Source organism: Hydrogenophaga sp. 70-12, from assembly GCF_001897365.1.
GTDB lineage: Bacteria > Pseudomonadota > Gammaproteobacteria > Burkholderiales > Burkholderiaceae_C > Hydrogenophaga > Hydrogenophaga borbori.
This window is the reverse complement of sequence record NZ_MKSS01000133.1, coordinates 1-16,690: the sequence shown is the minus strand read 5'-3', so window position 1 is coordinate 16,690 and position 16,690 is coordinate 1. Positions and strand designations below refer to the sequence as shown.

Below are 16,690 nucleotides of genomic sequence, written 5' to 3'. Positions count from 1 at the left end.
CTGAAGACCACGCACTCGTTCGCCAAGGCATCGGCATGCTGCTGCAGTCCGCTGGCGACTTTGATCTGGTGGCCGAAACGGCCAAGGGCAGCGATGTCGAGCTGCTGGTGCAGTTCCACAAGCCCGACCTGCTGCTGCTCGACCTGGCCCTGTCGGACAGCTCGGGCGTCGAGGTGGCGCGGCGCGTGCGGCGCGTGGCCCCCAACCTGCGCATCCTGGTCGTCACGGGCAACGTCTACCCGGGGTCGGTGGCCAATGCCTTCGGGGCCGGGGTCAACGGCTTCGTGCTGAAGCACGAGCAGGGCGCCGAACTGCTCGACGCGATCCGCGCCGTCATGGAGGGTCGGCGCTACATCAGCCCTCAGGTGGCGAAGGGTCTGGACAGCTCCGCCAACAAGCGGCCCAACGCCCAGGGCCTGCCGCAGACACTCACGCAGCGCGAGCAGCAGATCGTGCGCATGATCGCGCGCGGCGGTACCAACCAGGAAATCGCCGACGCGCTGCACATCAGCGTGCTCACGGCGCGCAAGCACCGGCAGAACGTGATGCTCAAGCTGGGCCTGCACAACGGCGCGGAGATCGCGGCCTACGCGATGCAGTCGGGGCTCATGGAAGCCCCCGACGTCGGCTCCAACCTCTGAGCATTCGCGCCTTCGTTTTCAGAGGGAAACCGGGTCGTCGGGACCCGTGTTCACGAGCGAAAAATCAAAATAGTGCTCGCGCATTATTGAGACAAACGCCCCGCGTCCGGATACTGAAGTCCATGTTGAACGCGCGTGCAGTCACCCTCCGACCGGCGCACGAACGCTCACTCACCAACGAGGTGGAACCATGAGACAAGCACTGGCCAATGGCGTGATGCAGCGACTCGGCATCCGGAGCACGACCCGTATGAGCGGCGAGCGGATGGACTCGGACATCGACTCTGCAATCATGCCCACCACCATCGCCGCCGACTACGAGTCCCTCATCAACGAGTGCTTCCAGGTCCTGGGTCTGACACCCGAGCTCGTGCGGATCAGCGTGCGCCCCGTGGGCTTCAGCCCCGCGGGCATGGAGATCTATGCCGCCTTCATCAAGGTGCTTCGCTGGGAACCGAACGTGATCCAGATGCTGAACCGTCTGCCGTACTTCGAGAAAAAGATCGACAAGCGCGTCCGGCTCAGCAACCTGACGCGCTACAGCGGTTTCGCGGGCCTGTGGTTCCGCACGCCCGCGACGGTTGAAGGGTTTGCCACCGCGGTGCATTGATTCGGCCGGCGGCCCATGCACCGAGCCGTTCATGCCTTCGGGCGTGAACGGCTTTTTTTATGCCCCACCCCACTTTTTCCTCAGCGCTCGAGCGGCAGTTGCCACACCAGGCCGCCCGCCAGCGCGCACAAGGCGCCACGCGCAGCGGCCCGCCGCGCCTCGGCCGCGAGCCAGGTGTCCACGCTCGCCATTTCGGCCAGGCAGGCGCCGGCCAGGCCCGACAGGCTGCCTCGACCCATGCGCCAACCGGACTCGGCCTGGCCGCGCGCCGCGCGCGCGGCGCTGGCCCGTGCCTGGGCCTCTTCGCAACGCCGGTGCGCGGCCATGTACCGGCACAAGGCCACGTCGACCTCGTCGGAAGGTCCGCCCCCCGCCTCGCGCACCTGGGCCTGCATGAGCGCCTGCCAGGCCTGCACCGTCAGCGCGGGGGCCTGCGCCACCGCGTGCGACAACTGGGTGGGCAACAGATGGGTCACGCCGGTGAAATGCTGGCCCGCGTCGCGCCATTCGCTCAAGGCCTGGGCCGCCCGGGCCCACACCGCCTCAAGGTGCGGTTGGAGGGCCTCGCGCTCATCCGGCCGCAGGCGGCGCGCCCGCTCGCGTCCATCGGCCAATTGCATGAGTTGTTCGATGCGTTGCTGGCCGTCAAGCGCCAGGGTCAGGCGCTGGCGCGCGGCGATCAAGCGGGCGCAGGCGTCGACCGCCGCGACCGTGCGCTGGCGGGCGTCGGCCGCATCCATGGCCATGCGGGCCACGTGGCTCAGGACCGCACCGACCGGCAGCGCGCCTGGCGAGACGGCCACCCGCGGTGGCGTGCCGGACGGTGGGGAAAAACGCGGGTTGGAACCGGCTGCGTGCACGCTCATCCTCCTTGCAGATCAGACCCCTTGAGTCTTGGCGCGCGAGCAGCCCGATTCAATAATGCGCGGGAACTATATTGACCGGCTTCAGCACCTTGCCGCCTGTTGCCATCCCCATGCCACCCGACAGCGCCGCCGCCTGGGCTTTGGTGCCCGGTATCGGCGCGCTGCTGTCGGCGGTGGGCGAGGTGCTGGCGGCGTCGCCCGGCTGGCAGGCGTGCATGCAAGAAGCGCCCTGGGGCGGCGACTGGCGCAACGGCCTCGATCGCGACAGCCGGCTGCACCTGCTGCAGGCCCTGCCACGCGCGCGCGACTTCACCCTGACCCTGCGCTTGTGGCACCCCGCACGGGGCGTTGCTCACTACCGCTGCGCGGGATGGTGGGACCCGGTGCAGCGCGCGCACGGCTGCTACCTGGTCGAGGTCACGGACCAGGAAGTGGAGCGGCAGGCGCACGACGCGCTCACTGGCTGGATCCGCCGACTGTTCGAGCAACTGCCCATGCAGCTCGCGTACTTCAGCGCCCCGCCCAAGGTGCGCTGCCTGTTCGCGAACAACCGGTTCGCGCGCGCGATGGGCCACGACGACACCTCGATCCTGGGCCGCACCGTGGCCGACCTGCTCACGCCCGACGAACGCCTTCAGCTGCGCAGGGCGGGCAGGCCGTACGCCCGCAGCGGCCAGGACCTGACCTTCCTGCACCGGCGCCGCCGCGCGGACGAGGAAGAGGTCCTGGAGGTCTCCCTCTCCGCCGACCGCTCGCCCGATGGCCGTCTGCGCGGCACCTTCGTGCTGATGACCGACGTGACCGAACGCCACCGCGCCGAGAGGGCCCTGCGCGCCTCGCGCGAACGGCTGTCGCGCTTCCTCGAGGTCAGCGCGGAGGGGGTGCTGTTCCATCGCGACGGCACCATCACCGACGCCAACCCGGCCGCCTGCCAGCTCTCGGGCCACCCCCACGCCGAACTTGTCGGGCGCACGGTGGTGTCGATGACCCCAAGGCGCCACCGGGACCGCTCGCGCGTGGCCATCGGCAGCGGGGCGGACGCCTACTTCGAGTCGGAGATCCACCACGCGAACGGCGAGACGATCCCGGTCGAACTGATCGGCCGCACCATGGAAATCAAGGGCGAGCGGCTGCGCATGACGGTCATCCGCGACATCCGCGACCGGCGCCAGGCGCAGGCGCGCATCCACACCCTCATCGAGGACCTGCGCTCGCAGAAGGACCGCGCCGAGGCCGCCGACCGCGCCAAGTCCGTCTTCCTGGCCGCCGCCAGCCACGACCTGCGCCAGCCCATCCACGCCCTGGGCCTGTTCCTCACCGCCCTGCGCGCCATGGCCCGCTCCCCCTGCGTGCCCAGCTCCGAGCTCACCCAGATCTGCCGGCGCATGCAGTCCTCCCTGGACGGCCTGGGCCAGCTGCTCAACATGCTGCTCGACGTCTCCCGTCTCGACGCCAACGCCGTGCAGGTCGAGCTCGCCGCCCTGCCCCTGGCCCAGCTCTTCGCCGAACTCGACCAGGAGTTCGCCGAGCTCGCCCACGAAAAGGGCCTGCGCCTGCATGTGGCCAGCTCCTCGGCCTGGGTGCGCACCGACGCCACCGTGTTGCGCCGCATCCTCTCCAACCTCATGGCCAACGCCATCCGCTACTCCCAGCGCGGGCGCATCCTGCTGGGCGCCCGATCGCGCGGCGATCGCCTGGAGATTCAGGTCTGGGACCAGGGCATCGGCATCGCCCCCGAGCAGCTGGAGGCCATCTTCGAGGAGTTCTACCAAATCGATGCCGCCCACTCGCGGCGCAGCCAGTCCCATGGCCTCGGGCTGGGCCTGTCCATCGTCAAACGATCGGCCCGCCTCATCGACGCGCCGCTGCGCGTGTGCTCCACCCCCGGGCGCGGCTCGCTCTTTTGCATCAGCGTGCCACGCGCACCGACGCACACGCACACGCACACGCACACAAACGCACCTGCGCACACACCTGCGCACGCCCACGCGCCCTCCCCCCCCGAGCCCATCCAGCGCAGCGGGCGGCCCGCCGCCGCGCCAGCCCCGGGCGCGCGCCGCGTGCTCGTCATCGACGACGAGGAGCAGGTCCTCATGGGCATGCAGCAGCTGCTGCAGGTCTGGGGCCACCAGGTCTGGTGCGCCAACTCCGCCGACGAGGCCGTCGTGCTGGCCATCGCTCACGCCCACGAGATCGACCTGCTGCTCTCCGACTACCGCCTCGGCGGCAACATGACCGCCGTGCAGGCCATCGCCGCCGTGCACGCCTGCCTGCCCGCCCCAGTGCCCACCTACATCCTCACCGGCGACACCTCCCCCCAGCGCATCCAGGAAGCCTCCGAACTCGGCTTCCCACTCCTGCACAAACCCGTCGAGCCCGACGCCCTGCTCGCCGCGCTGGAGGCCTGAGCCTCAGGCGAGCAGCGCCGCCACCCGCTCGCGCAGCCCGTCGGGCGTGAGGCCCGGCGCGGCCAGCGGCGCGCCCACGTTCAGGCCCACCCGGTTGAACAGGCCGCGGCGGAACGGCCGCACCATGGCCACGCGCGCGCCCTGGCGCTCCTCGATGCGGCTGAAGAACGACCCCCACAGGTTGGTCAGGCCCATGGGGATGACGGGCACCTCCAGGCCGTCCGCGCGGGCGCGCTCCAGGATCTTGATCACGCCGCCCCGGAAAGCCTGCAGCTGACCGTCGCGCGTGATGCCGCCCTCGGGGAAGATCGCCACCAGTTCGCCCTCGCGCAACGCCTGGGCGGCGCGCTCGAACGCAGCGTCGTAGGCACCGGGGTCCTCGCTCTGCGGCGCGACGGGGATCGCCTTGGCCAGGCGGAACAGCCCGCCCAGCAGCGGCTGGCGGAAGATGCGGTGGTCCATGAGGAAGCGGATCGGGCGCGGACTGGCGGCCATGATCAGCACCGCGTCGACGAAGCTCACGTGGTTGCACACCAGCACCGCCGCGCCTTTGGTGGGGATGCTCTCGTCGCCACTCACCTGGAAGCGGTAGACCAGGCGCGAGGCCACCCAGGCCACGAAACGCAGCAGGTACTCGGGCACCAGCATGAAGATGTAGAACGCCACCACGGCGTTCGCAAGCCCCACCACCAGGAACATCTGCGGGATGGTGAACCCCATCTGCAGCAGCGCGCCGGCCACCAGCGCGCTGGCGATCATGAACAGCGCATTGAGGATGTTGTTGGCGGCGATGATGCGCGCGCGGTGCGTGGGCCGGCTGCGCATCTGGATCAGCGCGTACATGGGCACGCTGTACAGGCCGGCGAACAGGCTCAGCAGCGCCAGGTCGATCAGCACGCGCGCGTGCGCCGGCTGCGACAGGAAGGCCCCCAGCGCCATCACCCCGGCCGGCGGCAGGCCGCGCGTGGCGAAGTACAGGTCGATGGCGAACACGCTCATGCCGATGGCGCCCAGTGGCACCAGGCCGATCTCCACGTGCCGGCGCGACAGCACCTCGCACAGCAGCGAGCCGACGCCAATGCCGACCGAGAACACCACCAGCAGCAGCGAGGCCACCTGCTCGTTGCCGTGCAGCACGTCGCGCGCGAAGGCGGGGAACAGGCTGAGGAAGACGGCGCCGAAGAACCACATCCAGCTGATGCCCAGCACCGAGCGGAACACCACCGTGTTGCCATGGGCCAGCTTGAGGTTGCGCCAGGTCTCGCTCACCGCGTTCCAGTTGATGACCAACGCAGGATCGGTGGCCGGCGTGGGCGGCACATGGTGCGAGGCGAAGCGCCCCAGCAGCGCCAGGCCCACGCAGGCGAAGCCCACGTGGTGCGCGCCGATCTCGGGCACGGCGATGATCAGGCCGCCCGCCACGTTGCCGAGCAGGATGGCGACGAAGGTGCCCATCTCGACCATGCCGTTGCCGCCGGTGAGCTCGCGCTCGCCCAGGTGCTGCGGCAGGTAGGCGAACTTCACCGGACCGAACAGGGTGGAGTGCAGGCCCATGAGAAAGGTGCAGGCCAGCAGCACGGCGACGTGCTGGCCGAAGAAGCCCCAGGCGGCCAGCGCCATGATGCCGATCTCCAGCCGCTTGACGAAGACCATGAGCGAGCGCTTGTCCAGCTTGTCGGCGAGCTGGCCGCTGGTGGCCGAGAACAGCAGGAAGGGCAGGATGAAGAGCGCGCCGATCACCAGGCCTGCCAGGCTGGCGGGCAGCCAGCCGATCTGCAGCTGGTAGGTGACCAGCACCGTGAACGCGAACTTGAAGAGGTTGTCGTTCGCGGCGCCGAGGAACTGCGTCCAGAAGAAGGGCGCGAAGCGGCGCTGCTTGAGCAGGGCAAACTGGTTGTGGCCCGGGGCCTGGGGCACGGCGCCGGTGTCCGGGGACAGCGTGGCGGTGGTCATGGCGTCTCCTCCTCTGGGTGGGCGCCGGGAAGGCGCGCGGCGGATTCTGCCCGCCCACACCGCCCACCGCGCGAATTTCGATACGGGATCGGCTGGCACCATCCAGGGTACCGAATTTCGATACTCTGACCACCCATGAGCACCACCGCCGACCTCGTCACCGCCCTCAAGCGGGAACTCAAATCCGCGCACATGACCTACGCCGACCTGGCGAGCGCCATGGACATGGCCGAGTCCAGCGTCAAGCGCATGCTGGCCAAGGGCGACATGTCGCTCTCGCGCATCGACGCCATCTGCCACGCGCTCAAGCTCGACTTCGCGGAACTCGCGCGCCGCGTCGCCGACGCGCAGCCGCTGGTGACCGAGCTCACGCCCGCGCAGGAGCGGGCCGTGGTAGCCGACAAGAAGCTGCTGCTGGTGGCCATCTGCGTGCTGAGCCAATGGACGGTGGAGCAGATCACCGGCACCTACCGGCTCAGCGAGGCCGACTGCGTGAAGTCCTTGGCCCAGCTCGACCGCATCGGCATCATCGAGCTGCGCCCGCTCAACCGCTACCGCCTCAAGCTGGCCAAGACTTTCCGCTGGCGGCCGCACGGCGCGGTGATGAACTTCTTCCGCGAACACGCCTTGCTCGACTACTTCGCGGGCGGCTTCGACGGCCCCGGCGAGGGCCTGATGCTGGTGCACGGCTCGGTGAGCCGCACGCTGGCGCCGCTGTTCCTGGAGCGCCTGCAGCGCGTGGCGCAGGACTTCGCGCAGCAGCACCAGACCGACCAGAAACTGGCCGAGAAGGACCGCGAGGGCTACACCCTGGTGCTGGCCATGCGCCGCTGGGAATTCGAGGCCTTCACCCACCTGCGCCGCTGAACCGGCCGCGCCGCTGGCATGATCGCGGGCTTGCCTGTCGAACCGACCCCTGCATGAACGAGACCCGACCCCAGCCCCGGCGCCCGCGCCAGGGCCCCAAGACGCCCAAGGCTCCGTCCGCGCCGCGCCACCCGCTGCTGGCGCAGCTCGCCGAGTGGCACCCCGCCCTGTTCGGCGACGAGCCGCGCCCGCTCAAGCGCGGCATCTTCGAAGACCTGATCGCCGCGCACGGCGAGGCGCTGGAGGCCGAGGCCCTGAAGGCCGCCCTGGGCCTGCACACGCGCAGCACGCGCTACCTCAACGCCGTGGGCTCGGGCCAGCCGCGCCGCGACCTGCAAGGCCAGGCGGTGGAGGTGGTCGCCCCCGAGCAGCGCCACCACGCCATCGTGGAGGTGTACCGCCGCCGCCAGTCGCGCAGCCCCGAAGACCTGGCGCCGCAACTGCGCCAGCGCATCGCGCGCGCCTTCGAGGCCAGCGGCCTGGGCCGCGAGGCCTATGCCACGCTGGTGCGCGGGCGCGACGAGGCGATCAACGCGGCCACCGAGGCGGCGCTGGACGAGGCCAGCGCGCGCATCGCGCGCGAGGCCGCGCTGCTGCGGGCGTTCGAATCGAGCGGCCTGAGCGTGGCGGCCTTCGCCGACGGCTATGGCATGACGCCGGACGACGCGCAGCGCGCCCTGGAGCGCGCGCGCCAGCGCCGCTGAGGGCGCGGCCGGCTCAGCCCTCGCGCACGAAGACCGTCAGCACGCCGGTGTAGCCGTAGAGCCGGTGGTGCGCGATCTCGCCACCGGCGAAGAAGCCCACCAGCGGCACGTCGCCCAGCGCGTGGCGCACGATCTGCAGTTCGGCGCTCGGCCCGCCGAAGTGCGGCCCGCCGCGGCCCGCGCAGCTCACGTACACCGCGCCCGCGATGGCGCGGGCCGGCCGCGGCGCGGCCTCCACCTCGGCCGCACCGGCGCCGAACAGCAGTTCCTCCGGCTCCAGTTCCTCGCGCACCTCGGCGCATACGCGCATGAGGTCGGCGCGCGCCGCCTGCACGTGGCGCTCGCAGAAGGCCAGCCGCGAGCCCTCGGGCGCCAGCTCGGCGATGGCCACGCCCCGGCGCACCGGGTCCAGGCCGATGATGTGGCGCACGATCACCTCGTGCCCGAAGGCGCCGCGCCGGTGCGAGGCCTCGCTGGTCGCCACCGGGGTGCCGTCGGGGCCAGGGCGGGTCACGCCCACCAGGGTGTGGCGCAGCCGCAGCATGGCGTGCTCGGGGTGGTCGAGCGAGATCTCCAGTTCGCGCAGCAGCACATCCAGCGCGGGCTCGCCGTCCAGGCGGATCACCAGGTGAGCGTCGGATTCGGTGACCACGTGGGTCGCCGCGATCGGCTGCGCGCCCTGCGTGACGCGCGAGACGATGCCCACCTCGCGCCCGAAGGCCACGCCGCTGAGCCCACCGTGGAACACCCCGCTGGCCGCGCCGTGACCGCTTAGGGTGCCCGCGCTGCCCAGCGCGAACTGCACGGTGGGGCCGCGGCTGCCCGCCAGGCCGCCGAACAGGTAGCCGCTGCCGGTGCGCTCGGCCATTTCGGCGATCAGCTCACCCACCTCGGGCGTGCCGGCGTCGGCGTGCACCAGGGCCGTGTGGGCGACGAAGCCCTCGCCGCCGTCCGCGCGCCCGCTGGCCGACAGCGGGGCCACGCCACTGAACACGCGGTACTGGTCGGGGCTCAGGTCGCACAGCATCACCGACAGCGCCGGCTCGTCGAAGTACTCCACGTTGCTGGCCGAGACGCCCACGCCCACGGTGCCGGCCCAGTCGGTCACCTCGGGCAGTTCGGCGCTCATCCACTCCAGCAGGGCCTCGGCCTCGCCGGCGTAGTGGTCGGTGATGTAGAGCAAACCCAGCGAGGGCTGGCTGGCGTGGTCGGGCAGGGCCATCTGCGCGCGCAGCTGCGCCACCACCATGGCGGCGGCCATGCGCCATTGCGGGTGGGTGGCGTGCGCCTGGGGGAAACGTTTCATGCGGTGTTCGAGCCCCGCGGGGCCCGCGGGTTCAAGCGCGTTTGTCGCGCGTCTTTCGGGGCGCCGCCTTCTTGGCGGGTGCCGCCGGGGCGCCGGACGAGACGGCACGCGCCGCCGCACGGCCCACGCCCGCCGCCGCCCCCATGCCGCGGCCCACGGTGCCGGCGGCGCTGCGCGCGGCCTGGCCGGCCAGGCCGGTGGCGGTCTTCACAGCGGCGTCGGTGAGGCCGGTGGCGACCTGGCGCGTGGTGTCCAGCGCGCCTTGCTTGGCCGCGTCCTTCAGGGCGTTGGTGGCGATCTGCTGGAACTGCTGGGACAGGGCGCCCCACCACTGCAGCGGATCGACCACACCGCCCGCCGGAGCGGCCGCTCCGGCCTTGTCGGCCTTGGGCGCCACTTTCTTCGCGGCCGGCTTGCGCCGCGCGGGCGCGGGTTTGGCCACTTCGGTGCTGTAGGTGCGCGGCGGCACCTCCAGGCCCGGGAAGGAGTTGGCCTTGGCGGCGACCTCGGCCGTCTTGAGCTTGAGCGCGTTGGCCACGTCGCCCATGCTGAAGTTCATGGACTTCAGCGTGGACAGCGTCATCTTCTGCACCTCCAGCGCCTGGATGGTGGCGCCCAGGGCCTTGGCGTTCTGGTCCAGCCAGTAGTGCACGGCCTTGAGCTCCTCGATGCGCTTCTCGAGTTCCTCGACGTTGAAGGTGGGCGCCACCCAGTGGCTGAGGTTGGGCAGCTGCGGGATGTTCTGCCCGATGCCCTGGGCGATGCCGCCGGCGGCCTGCGTGGCCAGGTTCTGCAGGAAATCGAAACCCGGCACGAACTTGCCGAAGCCGCTGGCGGACGCATCGCTCATGGCGAACTCCTCGATGGAAGGACCGGGGATCAGCCGTCGACGCCGTAGCGCGGCGCGCGGCGCTCGCGCAAGGATGCCACACCTTCGCGCACGTCGGGCCCGGCAAAACCCATGAATTCCAGCGCGAGCGAGGTGTCGAAACTCGGGCCCGCCTGGCGCAGCCAGTTGTTGAGCGAGTACTTGGTCCAGCGGATCGCGCTGGCGCTGCCGCCGGCCAGGCGGTCGGCCACCTCGTAGGCCTTGTCGAGCAGCTGGTCGTCGTCCACCACCAGCGAGACCAGGCCGATGCGCTCGGCCTCTTCGCCGCTCACGGCGTCACACAGCATGAGGTAGTACTTGGCCTTGGCCATGCCGCACAGCAGCGGCCAGACGATGGCCGCGTGGTCGCCCGCCGCCACGCCCAGGCGCGTGTGGCCGTCGACGATCTTGGCGCTGCGCGCGGCGATGGAGATGTCGGCCAGCAGGCCGGCCACCAGGCCCGCGCCCACGGCCGGGCCGTGCATGGCGCTGACGATGGGCTTGTCGCAGTTGATGACGTTGTAGACCAGGTCGCGCGCTTCCTTCCAGACGCGCGAGCGCACCTCGAAGTCGGTGGCCATGTCCTGCACCAGGGCCAGGTCGCCGCCACCGGAAAAGCCCATGCCGCTGCCGCGCAGCACGGCGGCGCGCACGCTGTCGTCGCGGCCCACGTCGCGCCAGATCTCGCTCAGCTCCCAGTGGCCTTCGTGGCCGGCGGTGGGCAGCTTGCCGTTGCCGCCGGGGCCATCGGCGCGCATGCGGATGTCGAGCACGCTGGGCGTGCCGTTCACCAGCGGGCCACGGCGGCTGATCTCCAGGGTCTGGTAGCGGCTGTAGTCGATGGTCGAGCTCATGGTGGTCTCCTGATGGTCGTTTGCTCTTGGACCGATCGATTGTGCTTGACCTGCATCAAGCGCCACGGCGCCGGCCGGGCCCAAGATGGCGGCCACGCAGGAGGCCCCCATGAGCACGTTCATTTCCGATACCTTCGAGATCCAGTTGCGTGCCGCGCGCCAGGCGCTGCTGGAGCGCCTGTACGCCCAGCGGGGCGGTGTCCGCAGCCGCGCCGAGGTGGCGGCCGACAAGCGCGCCCGGGCGGCCGACGACAACGACGCCGTCGCGGACCCGGCCTTCGACCTCGGCTCGGAGCTGGGCGAGCGTGAAGCGGGCGAACTGGCCGCCATCGACGCCGCGCTCGCGCGCATCGCCGACGGCAGCTATGGCCTGTGCGTGGACTGCGGCGCGCAGATACCCGCCGCGCGCCTGCACGCGCAGCCCACGGCCGACCGCTGCCTGGACTGCCAGGCGCGGGCCGAGCGCTGATCGGGCGCGGTCCGCGCCCCGGGGCCGGGTTCAGGCCTTGGTCAGCGGCGCGATCTTCTGGTCGATCGCGCCGAAGATGGACTGGCCGTCCTTGCCCTTCATCTCGATGCGGATGGTGTCGCCGTACTTCATGAAGGCGGTGGAGGGCTTGCCGTCGAGGATGGTCTCGATCGCGCGCTTCTCGGCGATGCAGCTGTAGCCCTTGGGCCAGTCCTTGCGGCCATCGACTTCCACGCCCTTGTTGCTCACCGTGCCGCTGCCCACGATGGAGCCCGCGCGCACGTTGCGCGTCTTGCCGATGTGGGCGATGAGCTGGCCGAAGTGGAAGGTCATCTCGGGGCCGGCCTCGCACATGCCGACCTTGCGGCCGTTCCAGGTGCTCTGCAGCGTGAGGTGCAGGCGCCCGCCCTGCCAGGCGTCGCCCAGCTCGTCGGGCGTCACGGCCACGGGGCTGAAGGCGGTGGCGGGCTTGCTCTGGAAGAAGCCGAAGCCCTTGGCCAGTTCGGCGGGAATCAGGTTGCGCAATGACACGTCGTTGGCCAGCATCACCAGGCGGATGCCCTCGAGCGCCTGCTCGGGCGTCGCGCACATGGGCACGTCGCCGGTGATGACGGTGATCTCGGCCTCGAAGTCGATGCCGTAGTCCTCGCTGGGCACCACCACGTCGTCCATCGGGCCGATGAAGTCGTCGCTGCCGCCCTGGTACATCAGCGGGTCTTCGTAGAAGCTGGCCGGCACCACGGAGTTGCGCGCGGCGCGCACCAGCTCCACGTGGTTCAGGTAAGCCGAGCCGTCGGCCCACTGGTAGGCGCGCGGCAGCGGCGCCATGCACATGGCCGGGTCGAAGGGAAAGGCGTGGCGCGCCTTGCCCTGGTTCAGGGTCACGTACAGGTCCTGCAGCTGGGGGCTGATGAAGTTCCAGTCGTCCAGGGCCTGTTGCAGGGTGTTCGCGATGCCGGTCGCATAATGGGCCGTGCTCAGGTCACGCGAGACCACCACCAGTTGTCCGTCGCGCGAGCCGTCCTTGTAGGTGGCGAGTTTCATGCGTATCTCCTGCTGCCTTCTGAGTGGATGGGTGCCCCGGGGGCTTTGGGGCGATAATTACGGATAGTGAAATCGATTAACCTATGCGTAAGAGTGAGATTCTAGACCAAAGCCCCGCCAACGAGAGCGACGACAGCGAACCCCAGCGCGCGGGCATCCAATCGGTCGAGGTCGGCTTTGAATTGTTGAACGCCCTGTCGAGGGCCAGCGGCGCACTGATGCTGCGCGACCTGGCCGCCGCCGCCGGCATGAGCGCGGCCAAGGCCCACCGCTACCTGGTGAGCTTCCAGCGCCTGGGCCTGGTCACGCAGGACAGCGCCAGCACCCGCTACGACCTGGGGCCGGCCGCGCTGCGCCTGGGCCTGGCCAGCCTGTCGCGCATCGACGCCGTGCGCCTGGCGCGCGAGCGCATCGACGCCCTGCTGCCGCTCACCGGTCACACCCTGGCCATCGCCGTCTGGGGCAACCAGGGGCCCACCATGGTGCACTGGACCGAGGCGCCCCAGGCCGTGCCCGTGGCGCTGCGCCTGGGCGACGTGATGCCCCTGCTGTCGTCCGCCACCGGCCGCTGCTTCGCCGCTTTCATGGGCGACGAGGGCCACGACGCCCAGCGCGTCGGCCCCATGATCCGCGAGGAACTCGCGCGCCTGAAGAAGCTGCCGCGCAACGGCCCCTTGCCGCTGGACCTGCCCACCTCCATGGCCGAGGTGCAGGAAATGCTCGACGAGGTGCGCCGCCGCGGCGTGGCGCGCGTGGTGCACAGCCTGCAGGCCAGCGTGGCCGGCTTTGGCGCCCCCGTGTTCGACGTGCAAGGCCGCATGGTGCTGGCCATGGTGGTGCTGGGCTCGGTGGCCACCCTGGACACCGACTGGGACGGCGGCCCGGCGACCGCGCTGCGCGACGCCGCCCGTCGGCTCAGCGCCGATCTCGGGCACCGCGAAGCGGCGCCCCGGTCCGACGAGCCATGAAGCCACTCAAGACCCCCGTGGGCCCGATATCCCGCCCCTGGCTGTGGCTGGGCGCCGGCGTGCTGGCGGCCCTCGCCGCGGCGCTCGGCCCCCTGGGGGGTGGCACCGCGTTCGCCGCCGCGCCACCGGCACCCGCCGCCAGCGCCACCGCCCCGCGCAGCGACCCGCCCCCGGCGAGTGAGCTGAGTTACGAGGTGTTCGGCCAGGCCAAGGGCTTCGACTACCGCGCCACCGGCAGCCTCTCCTGGCGCCGCGAGGGCCCGAACTACGAGGCCCGCCTGGAACTCGCCATGCCCCTGCTCGGCAAGCGCGTGCAGACCAGCCAGGGCAGCGTGGGCCCCGACGGCCTGCGGCCGACGCGGTTCGCCGACAAGCGCAGCAGCGAGCGCGCCGTGCAGTTCGAGCCCGAGGCCAAGCGCATCCGCTTCAGCAACAACGCCCCCGAGGCCGAGTGGCTGCCTGGCGCGCAGGACCGGCTGAGCCTGTTCCTGCAGCTCGCCGGCCTGCTGCGCGCCCAGCCGCGCCAGACCGGCGACGTGCTGAGCTTCCAGGTGGCCGGCGTGGGCGATGCCGAGATCTGGCAGTTCGAGGTGGGCGCTCTGGAGACCCTGCGCCTGCCGGCCGGCAACATCGAGGCCCGGCTGCTGAAACGCACCCCGCGCAAGCCGCACGACAGCACGGTCGAGGTCTGGCTGGCGCCCGCCCTGGGCCACCTGCCGGTGCGCCTGCGCATCGCCCAGCCGAATGGCGATGTGGCCGATCAACGGCTCGCCCGTTTGCCCTAGCCGCTGGCCCCCCCGGAACCCGTTTCGGCTCAAACGCCACAAGCCGATTGAAAAACGCCGCCGGGTCCCCAACTGGGGCATACCCCTGCTCCAGTGGGGATGCAATTTGCCGATATAACGGCATCAGCGCCGAAAGCGATTGGCGGAAAGGAAATCAAGTCCATGCACATGCTGTACGACTCGGAAGCGTTCGCGGTGGTCCACATCCTGGCCAACGCGCCGGCCGACGGTGAGGCCCCCACCGACACCGGGCCGCAGATCCCGCGCCATGGCTTTGAAATCGTGGACAAGCGCTCGGGCAAGGAGGTCTACCTCGACGGCTCCTGGGCCGAGATGTTCCAGGCCCAGATCGTGGAATGGCAGCGCAACAGCCCCTCGCAGGAAGAGGTGGAGAACACGCTGGAGGGCTACGCCTCGCTGGCCCAGAACCCGGTCGTGATGCACTGAGCGCACCACGGCGCCCCGACAACCCCACCCAGCCTGGCTATGCCAGGCTTTTTTGTGCCCGCGCGCAGCGCCAGCGGTACACCGGCTCGGCCAGGACCAGCACCGCCACCAGGCGGCAAACCTGGAAGGCGGTCACCACCGGCACGCCCAGCTGCAGCACCTTGGCGGTGATGGCCATCTCGGCGATGCCCCCTGGTGAGGTGCCCAGCAGCATGGTCACCGGGTGCAGACCCGTGAGCCGCGCCACCACCCAGCCGAAGCCGGCGCACAGGGCCATCATGGCGAAGGTGGCCAGTGCCACCGAACCCAGCCAGCGCGGCGCCGTGTGCGCGAAGGCCGGCGTGAAGCGCACCCCCAGGCTCACGCCGATGAACAGCTGGGCCGCGTTGGTGAAGGCCAGCGGCAGGGCCGAGAGCTGCACGCCCGCCAGCGTGATCGCCATGGTCACCACCAGCGCGCCCATGAACCAGGGGTTGGCGCGGCCCAGTCGCTGCATGGCCAGGGCACCGGCCAGCGTGAGCAGCCCCAGCAGGGCCAGCCCACCCGCGTGCACCTCGCGGATGGCGGGCGGCAGCGTGTCCAGCCCATGCACGCCCGCGGCCTGCAGGGCGAACGGAATGGTGACCGTGACAAGCAGCACGCGCAGGGTGTGGGCGGCGGCCACCAAGTCGGTGCGCGCGCCCTGGCGCTCGGCCAACAGGGTCATCTCGGACGCGCCGCCGATGGCGCCCGAAAAATAGGTGGTGGCGATCAACTGCGCGGGCGGCAGCCGCAGGCGCGCCGCGTGCTGGCGCCGCAGCCAGGCCGCGAAGCCCAGGCCCAGCAGCAGCGCCCAGGCCACGCCCAGGACGATCGCCCACCACAAGCCGGCGACCAGGGCGCCCACCTCGGGGGTGAAGTACAGGCCCAGGGCCGCGCCGATCACCCACTGTCCGGCGTTGCGCAGCGGTGTCCAGCTTTCGGTGGGCGCGCCCAGCACCGACACCAGGGCGCTGGCCAGCAGCGGTCCGATCATCCAGGGAATGGGCGTGCCCAGCCAGACGCACAGGCGGGCAGCGGCGTAGGCGAGCAAAAGGGTCAGGGCCGTGCGCGTCCAGGACGCCGGCCCGAAGCGCGACACAGGGAAAGGCACTCGGGAAATCTCGGGCGGCGCGGAGGGCGCCATCGGGGCCCGTAGTATCGGTGCATGAAGCCCTCCCTTGCCGCCACTGGCCTGGCCGTGCTCTGGCTCGCGGCCTGCGCCCAGACACCCCCTCGGGACCTGTCCGCCCTGCTCGCCCGCACCCAGCCCACGCCCCTGCTGCTGGTGGGCGAGCAGCACGACGCGCCCGAGCACCAGCAGTTGCAGCGCGAACTGGTGCAGACCCTGGCCACGCGCGGCGGGCTCGCGGCCGTGGTGATGGAGATGGCCGAGGCCGGCCGCGATACGCGCCACCTGTCGCGCGACGCCAGCGAAGACGCCGTGCGCCAGGCCCTGGCCTGGGACCAGGGGGCCAATTGGCCCTGGCCGGTCTACGGGCCGGTGGTGATGGCCGCCGTGCGCGCGGACGTGCCCGTGCTCGGTGGCAACCTGCCGCGCGCGCGGATGCGCGAGGCCATGGCCGACACCGCGCTGGACCGGTCGGTGGACGCCTCGGTGCTGGACCGCCAGCGCGCCGCCGTGCGCGAAGGCCACTGCGATCTGCTGCCCGACAGCCAGATCGCGCCAATGACGCGCATCCAGCTCGCGCGCGACCGTTCGTTGGCGGACACCGCGCTCCAGGCCCTGGCGCCGGGCCGCACGGTGCTGCTGATCGCGGGCAACGGCCATGTGCGCACGGACATCGGGGTGCCGCTGCACCTGCCCGCCGGCCAGGCCCGCCGCGTGGTGGTGGCGCGCGCGGGCGCGGCCGGCGCCGAC

The 16,690-nt window shown here is 71.1% G+C and carries 17 protein-coding genes; 10 read left to right on the top strand and 7 right to left on the bottom strand.

Going from position 1 to position 16,690, the window contains the following annotated elements; all coding sequences use genetic code 11:
• Positions 1–641: response regulator (locus BGO22_RS08185; RefSeq protein WP_286850038.1), on the top strand; the 641-nt coding region annotated here is incomplete at its 5' end.
• A 190-nt stretch (positions 642–831) separates the two neighbouring features.
• Complete coding sequence (locus tag BGO22_RS08180; RefSeq protein WP_286850036.1) at positions 832–1,251, top strand: hypothetical protein; 420 nt, start codon at positions 832–834, stop codon at positions 1,249–1,251.
• 80 nt (positions 1,252–1,331) lie between these two features.
• On the opposite strand, the gene BGO22_RS08175 is transcribed toward BGO22_RS08180, so the two are convergent.
• Positions 1,332–2,111, bottom strand: a complete 780-nt coding sequence (locus BGO22_RS08175) for a hypothetical protein (RefSeq protein ID WP_139147058.1) — start codon at positions 2,109–2,111, stop codon at positions 1,332–1,334.
• A 116-nt stretch (positions 2,112–2,227) separates the two neighbouring features.
• Here BGO22_RS08175 and BGO22_RS08170 point away from each other — a divergent pair, with 116 nt between their 5' ends.
• Entirely contained in the window at positions 2,228–4,525 is a 2,298-nt protein-coding gene (locus BGO22_RS08170) for a PAS domain-containing hybrid sensor histidine kinase/response regulator (protein WP_286850033.1), read from the top strand.
• A gap of 3 nt (positions 4,526–4,528) precedes the next feature.
• Here the strand turns inward: BGO22_RS08170 and BGO22_RS08165 are convergent, their stop codons facing one another.
• A complete protein-coding gene (locus tag BGO22_RS08165) occupies positions 4,529–6,478 on the bottom strand; it encodes an MFS transporter (protein ID WP_286850031.1) in 1,950 nt (649 codons plus the stop codon).
• A 135-nt stretch (positions 6,479–6,613) separates the two neighbouring features.
• On the opposite strand from BGO22_RS08165, the gene BGO22_RS08160 reads away from it, so the two are divergent.
• On the top strand, positions 6,614–7,345 hold the full coding sequence (locus BGO22_RS08160; protein WP_286850028.1) for a helix-turn-helix domain-containing protein: 732 nt from the start codon (positions 6,614–6,616) through the stop codon (positions 7,343–7,345).
• A gap of 53 nt (positions 7,346–7,398) precedes the next feature.
• Complete coding sequence (locus BGO22_RS08155) at positions 7,399–8,049, top strand: ProQ/FINO family protein (protein ID WP_070399440.1); 651 nt, start codon at positions 7,399–7,401, stop codon at positions 8,047–8,049.
• Positions 8,050–8,062: 13 nt separating this feature from the next.
• Here the strand turns inward: BGO22_RS08155 and BGO22_RS08150 are convergent, their stop codons facing one another.
• Genes BGO22_RS08150 through BGO22_RS08140 form a run of 3 tightly spaced genes read right to left on the bottom strand, consistent with a single transcriptional unit; the run spans position 8,063 to position 11,077 of the window.
• A complete protein-coding gene (locus BGO22_RS08150) occupies positions 8,063–9,355 on the bottom strand; it encodes an FIST signal transduction protein (RefSeq protein ID WP_286850026.1) in 1,293 nt (430 codons plus the stop codon).
• A 31-nt stretch (positions 9,356–9,386) separates the two neighbouring features.
• On the bottom strand, positions 9,387–10,205 hold the full coding sequence (locus tag BGO22_RS08145; protein ID WP_286850023.1) for a PhaM family polyhydroxyalkanoate granule multifunctional regulatory protein: 819 nt from the start codon (positions 10,203–10,205) through the stop codon (positions 9,387–9,389).
• A 29-nt stretch (positions 10,206–10,234) separates the two neighbouring features.
• Positions 10,235–11,077 (bottom strand): enoyl-CoA hydratase/isomerase family protein, encoded by an 843-nt coding sequence (locus BGO22_RS08140; protein ID WP_286850020.1) that lies wholly within the window; start codon positions 11,075–11,077, stop codon positions 10,235–10,237.
• 109 nt (positions 11,078–11,186) lie between these two features.
• Here BGO22_RS08140 and BGO22_RS08135 point away from each other — a divergent pair, with 109 nt between their 5' ends.
• Positions 11,187–11,546, top strand: coding sequence for a TraR/DksA family transcriptional regulator (locus BGO22_RS08135; protein WP_286850017.1), 360 nt, complete (start codon positions 11,187–11,189; stop codon positions 11,544–11,546).
• A gap of 30 nt (positions 11,547–11,576) precedes the next feature.
• Here the strand turns inward: BGO22_RS08135 and BGO22_RS08130 are convergent, their stop codons facing one another.
• Positions 11,577–12,590, bottom strand: coding sequence for a fumarylacetoacetate hydrolase family protein (locus BGO22_RS08130; RefSeq protein WP_286850014.1), 1,014 nt, complete (start codon positions 12,588–12,590; stop codon positions 11,577–11,579).
• 83 nt (positions 12,591–12,673) lie between these two features.
• On the opposite strand from BGO22_RS08130, the gene BGO22_RS08125 reads away from it, so the two are divergent.
• The 3 genes from BGO22_RS08125 to BGO22_RS08115 all read left to right on the top strand — a co-directional run bounded on the left by BGO22_RS08125 (position 12,674) and on the right by BGO22_RS08115 (position 14,790).
• Positions 12,674–13,558, top strand: a complete 885-nt coding sequence (locus BGO22_RS08125; protein WP_070399436.1) for an IclR family transcriptional regulator — start codon at positions 12,674–12,676, stop codon at positions 13,556–13,558.
• Positions 13,555–14,343, top strand: a complete 789-nt coding sequence (locus BGO22_RS08120) for a DUF3108 domain-containing protein (RefSeq protein WP_286850010.1) — start codon at positions 13,555–13,557, stop codon at positions 14,341–14,343. Before BGO22_RS08125 ends, BGO22_RS08120 begins: the two co-directional genes overlap by 4 nt.
• A 162-nt stretch (positions 14,344–14,505) precedes the next feature.
• Positions 14,506–14,790 (top strand): BTH_I0359 family protein, encoded by a 285-nt coding sequence (locus tag BGO22_RS08115; protein ID WP_070399434.1) that lies wholly within the window; start codon positions 14,506–14,508, stop codon positions 14,788–14,790.
• Between the two features lie 37 nt (positions 14,791–14,827).
• Here BGO22_RS08115 and BGO22_RS08110 read toward each other — a convergent pair whose 3' ends face one another.
• Positions 14,828–15,955, bottom strand: a complete 1,128-nt coding sequence (locus tag BGO22_RS08110) for an AbrB family transcriptional regulator (protein ID WP_083293192.1) — start codon at positions 15,953–15,955, stop codon at positions 14,828–14,830.
• Between the two features lie 21 nt (positions 15,956–15,976).
• Between BGO22_RS08110 and BGO22_RS08105 the strand changes: the two genes are divergently transcribed.
• On the top strand, positions 15,977–16,690 hold a 714-nt coding region (locus tag BGO22_RS08105; RefSeq protein WP_286850008.1), incomplete at its 3' end, for a ChaN family lipoprotein.

Coding starts and splice junctions, on each gene's coding strand:
- BGO22_RS08155 (WP_070399440.1), top strand. CDS start 7,399: ATGAACGAGACCCGACCCCAGCCCCGGCGCCCGCGCCAGGGCCCCAAG.
- BGO22_RS08120 (WP_286850010.1), top strand. CDS start 13,555: ATGAAGCCACTCAAGACCCCCGTGGGCCCGATATCCCGCCCCTGGCTG.
- BGO22_RS08115 (WP_070399434.1), top strand. CDS start 14,506: ATGCACATGCTGTACGACTCGGAAGCGTTCGCGGTGGTCCACATCCTG.
- BGO22_RS08110 (WP_083293192.1), bottom strand. CDS start 15,955: ATGGCGCCCTCCGCGCCGCCCGAGATTTCCCGAGTGCCTTTCCCTGTG.
- BGO22_RS08125 (WP_070399436.1), top strand. CDS start 12,674: ATGCGTAAGAGTGAGATTCTAGACCAAAGCCCCGCCAACGAGAGCGAC.
- BGO22_RS08180 (WP_286850036.1), top strand. CDS start 832: ATGAGACAAGCACTGGCCAATGGCGTGATGCAGCGACTCGGCATCCGG.
- BGO22_RS08170 (WP_286850033.1), top strand. CDS start 2,228: ATGCCACCCGACAGCGCCGCCGCCTGGGCTTTGGTGCCCGGTATCGGC.
- BGO22_RS08145 (WP_286850023.1), bottom strand. CDS start 10,205: ATGAGCGATGCGTCCGCCAGCGGCTTCGGCAAGTTCGTGCCGGGTTTC.
- BGO22_RS08160 (WP_286850028.1), top strand. CDS start 6,614: ATGAGCACCACCGCCGACCTCGTCACCGCCCTCAAGCGGGAACTCAAA.
- BGO22_RS08165 (WP_286850031.1), bottom strand. CDS start 6,478: ATGACCACCGCCACGCTGTCCCCGGACACCGGCGCCGTGCCCCAGGCC.
- BGO22_RS08135 (WP_286850017.1), top strand. CDS start 11,187: ATGAGCACGTTCATTTCCGATACCTTCGAGATCCAGTTGCGTGCCGCG.
- BGO22_RS08140 (WP_286850020.1), bottom strand. CDS start 11,077: ATGAGCTCGACCATCGACTACAGCCGCTACCAGACCCTGGAGATCAGC.
- BGO22_RS08150 (WP_286850026.1), bottom strand. CDS start 9,355: ATGAAACGTTTCCCCCAGGCGCACGCCACCCACCCGCAATGGCGCATG.
- BGO22_RS08130 (WP_286850014.1), bottom strand. CDS start 12,590: ATGAAACTCGCCACCTACAAGGACGGCTCGCGCGACGGACAACTGGTG.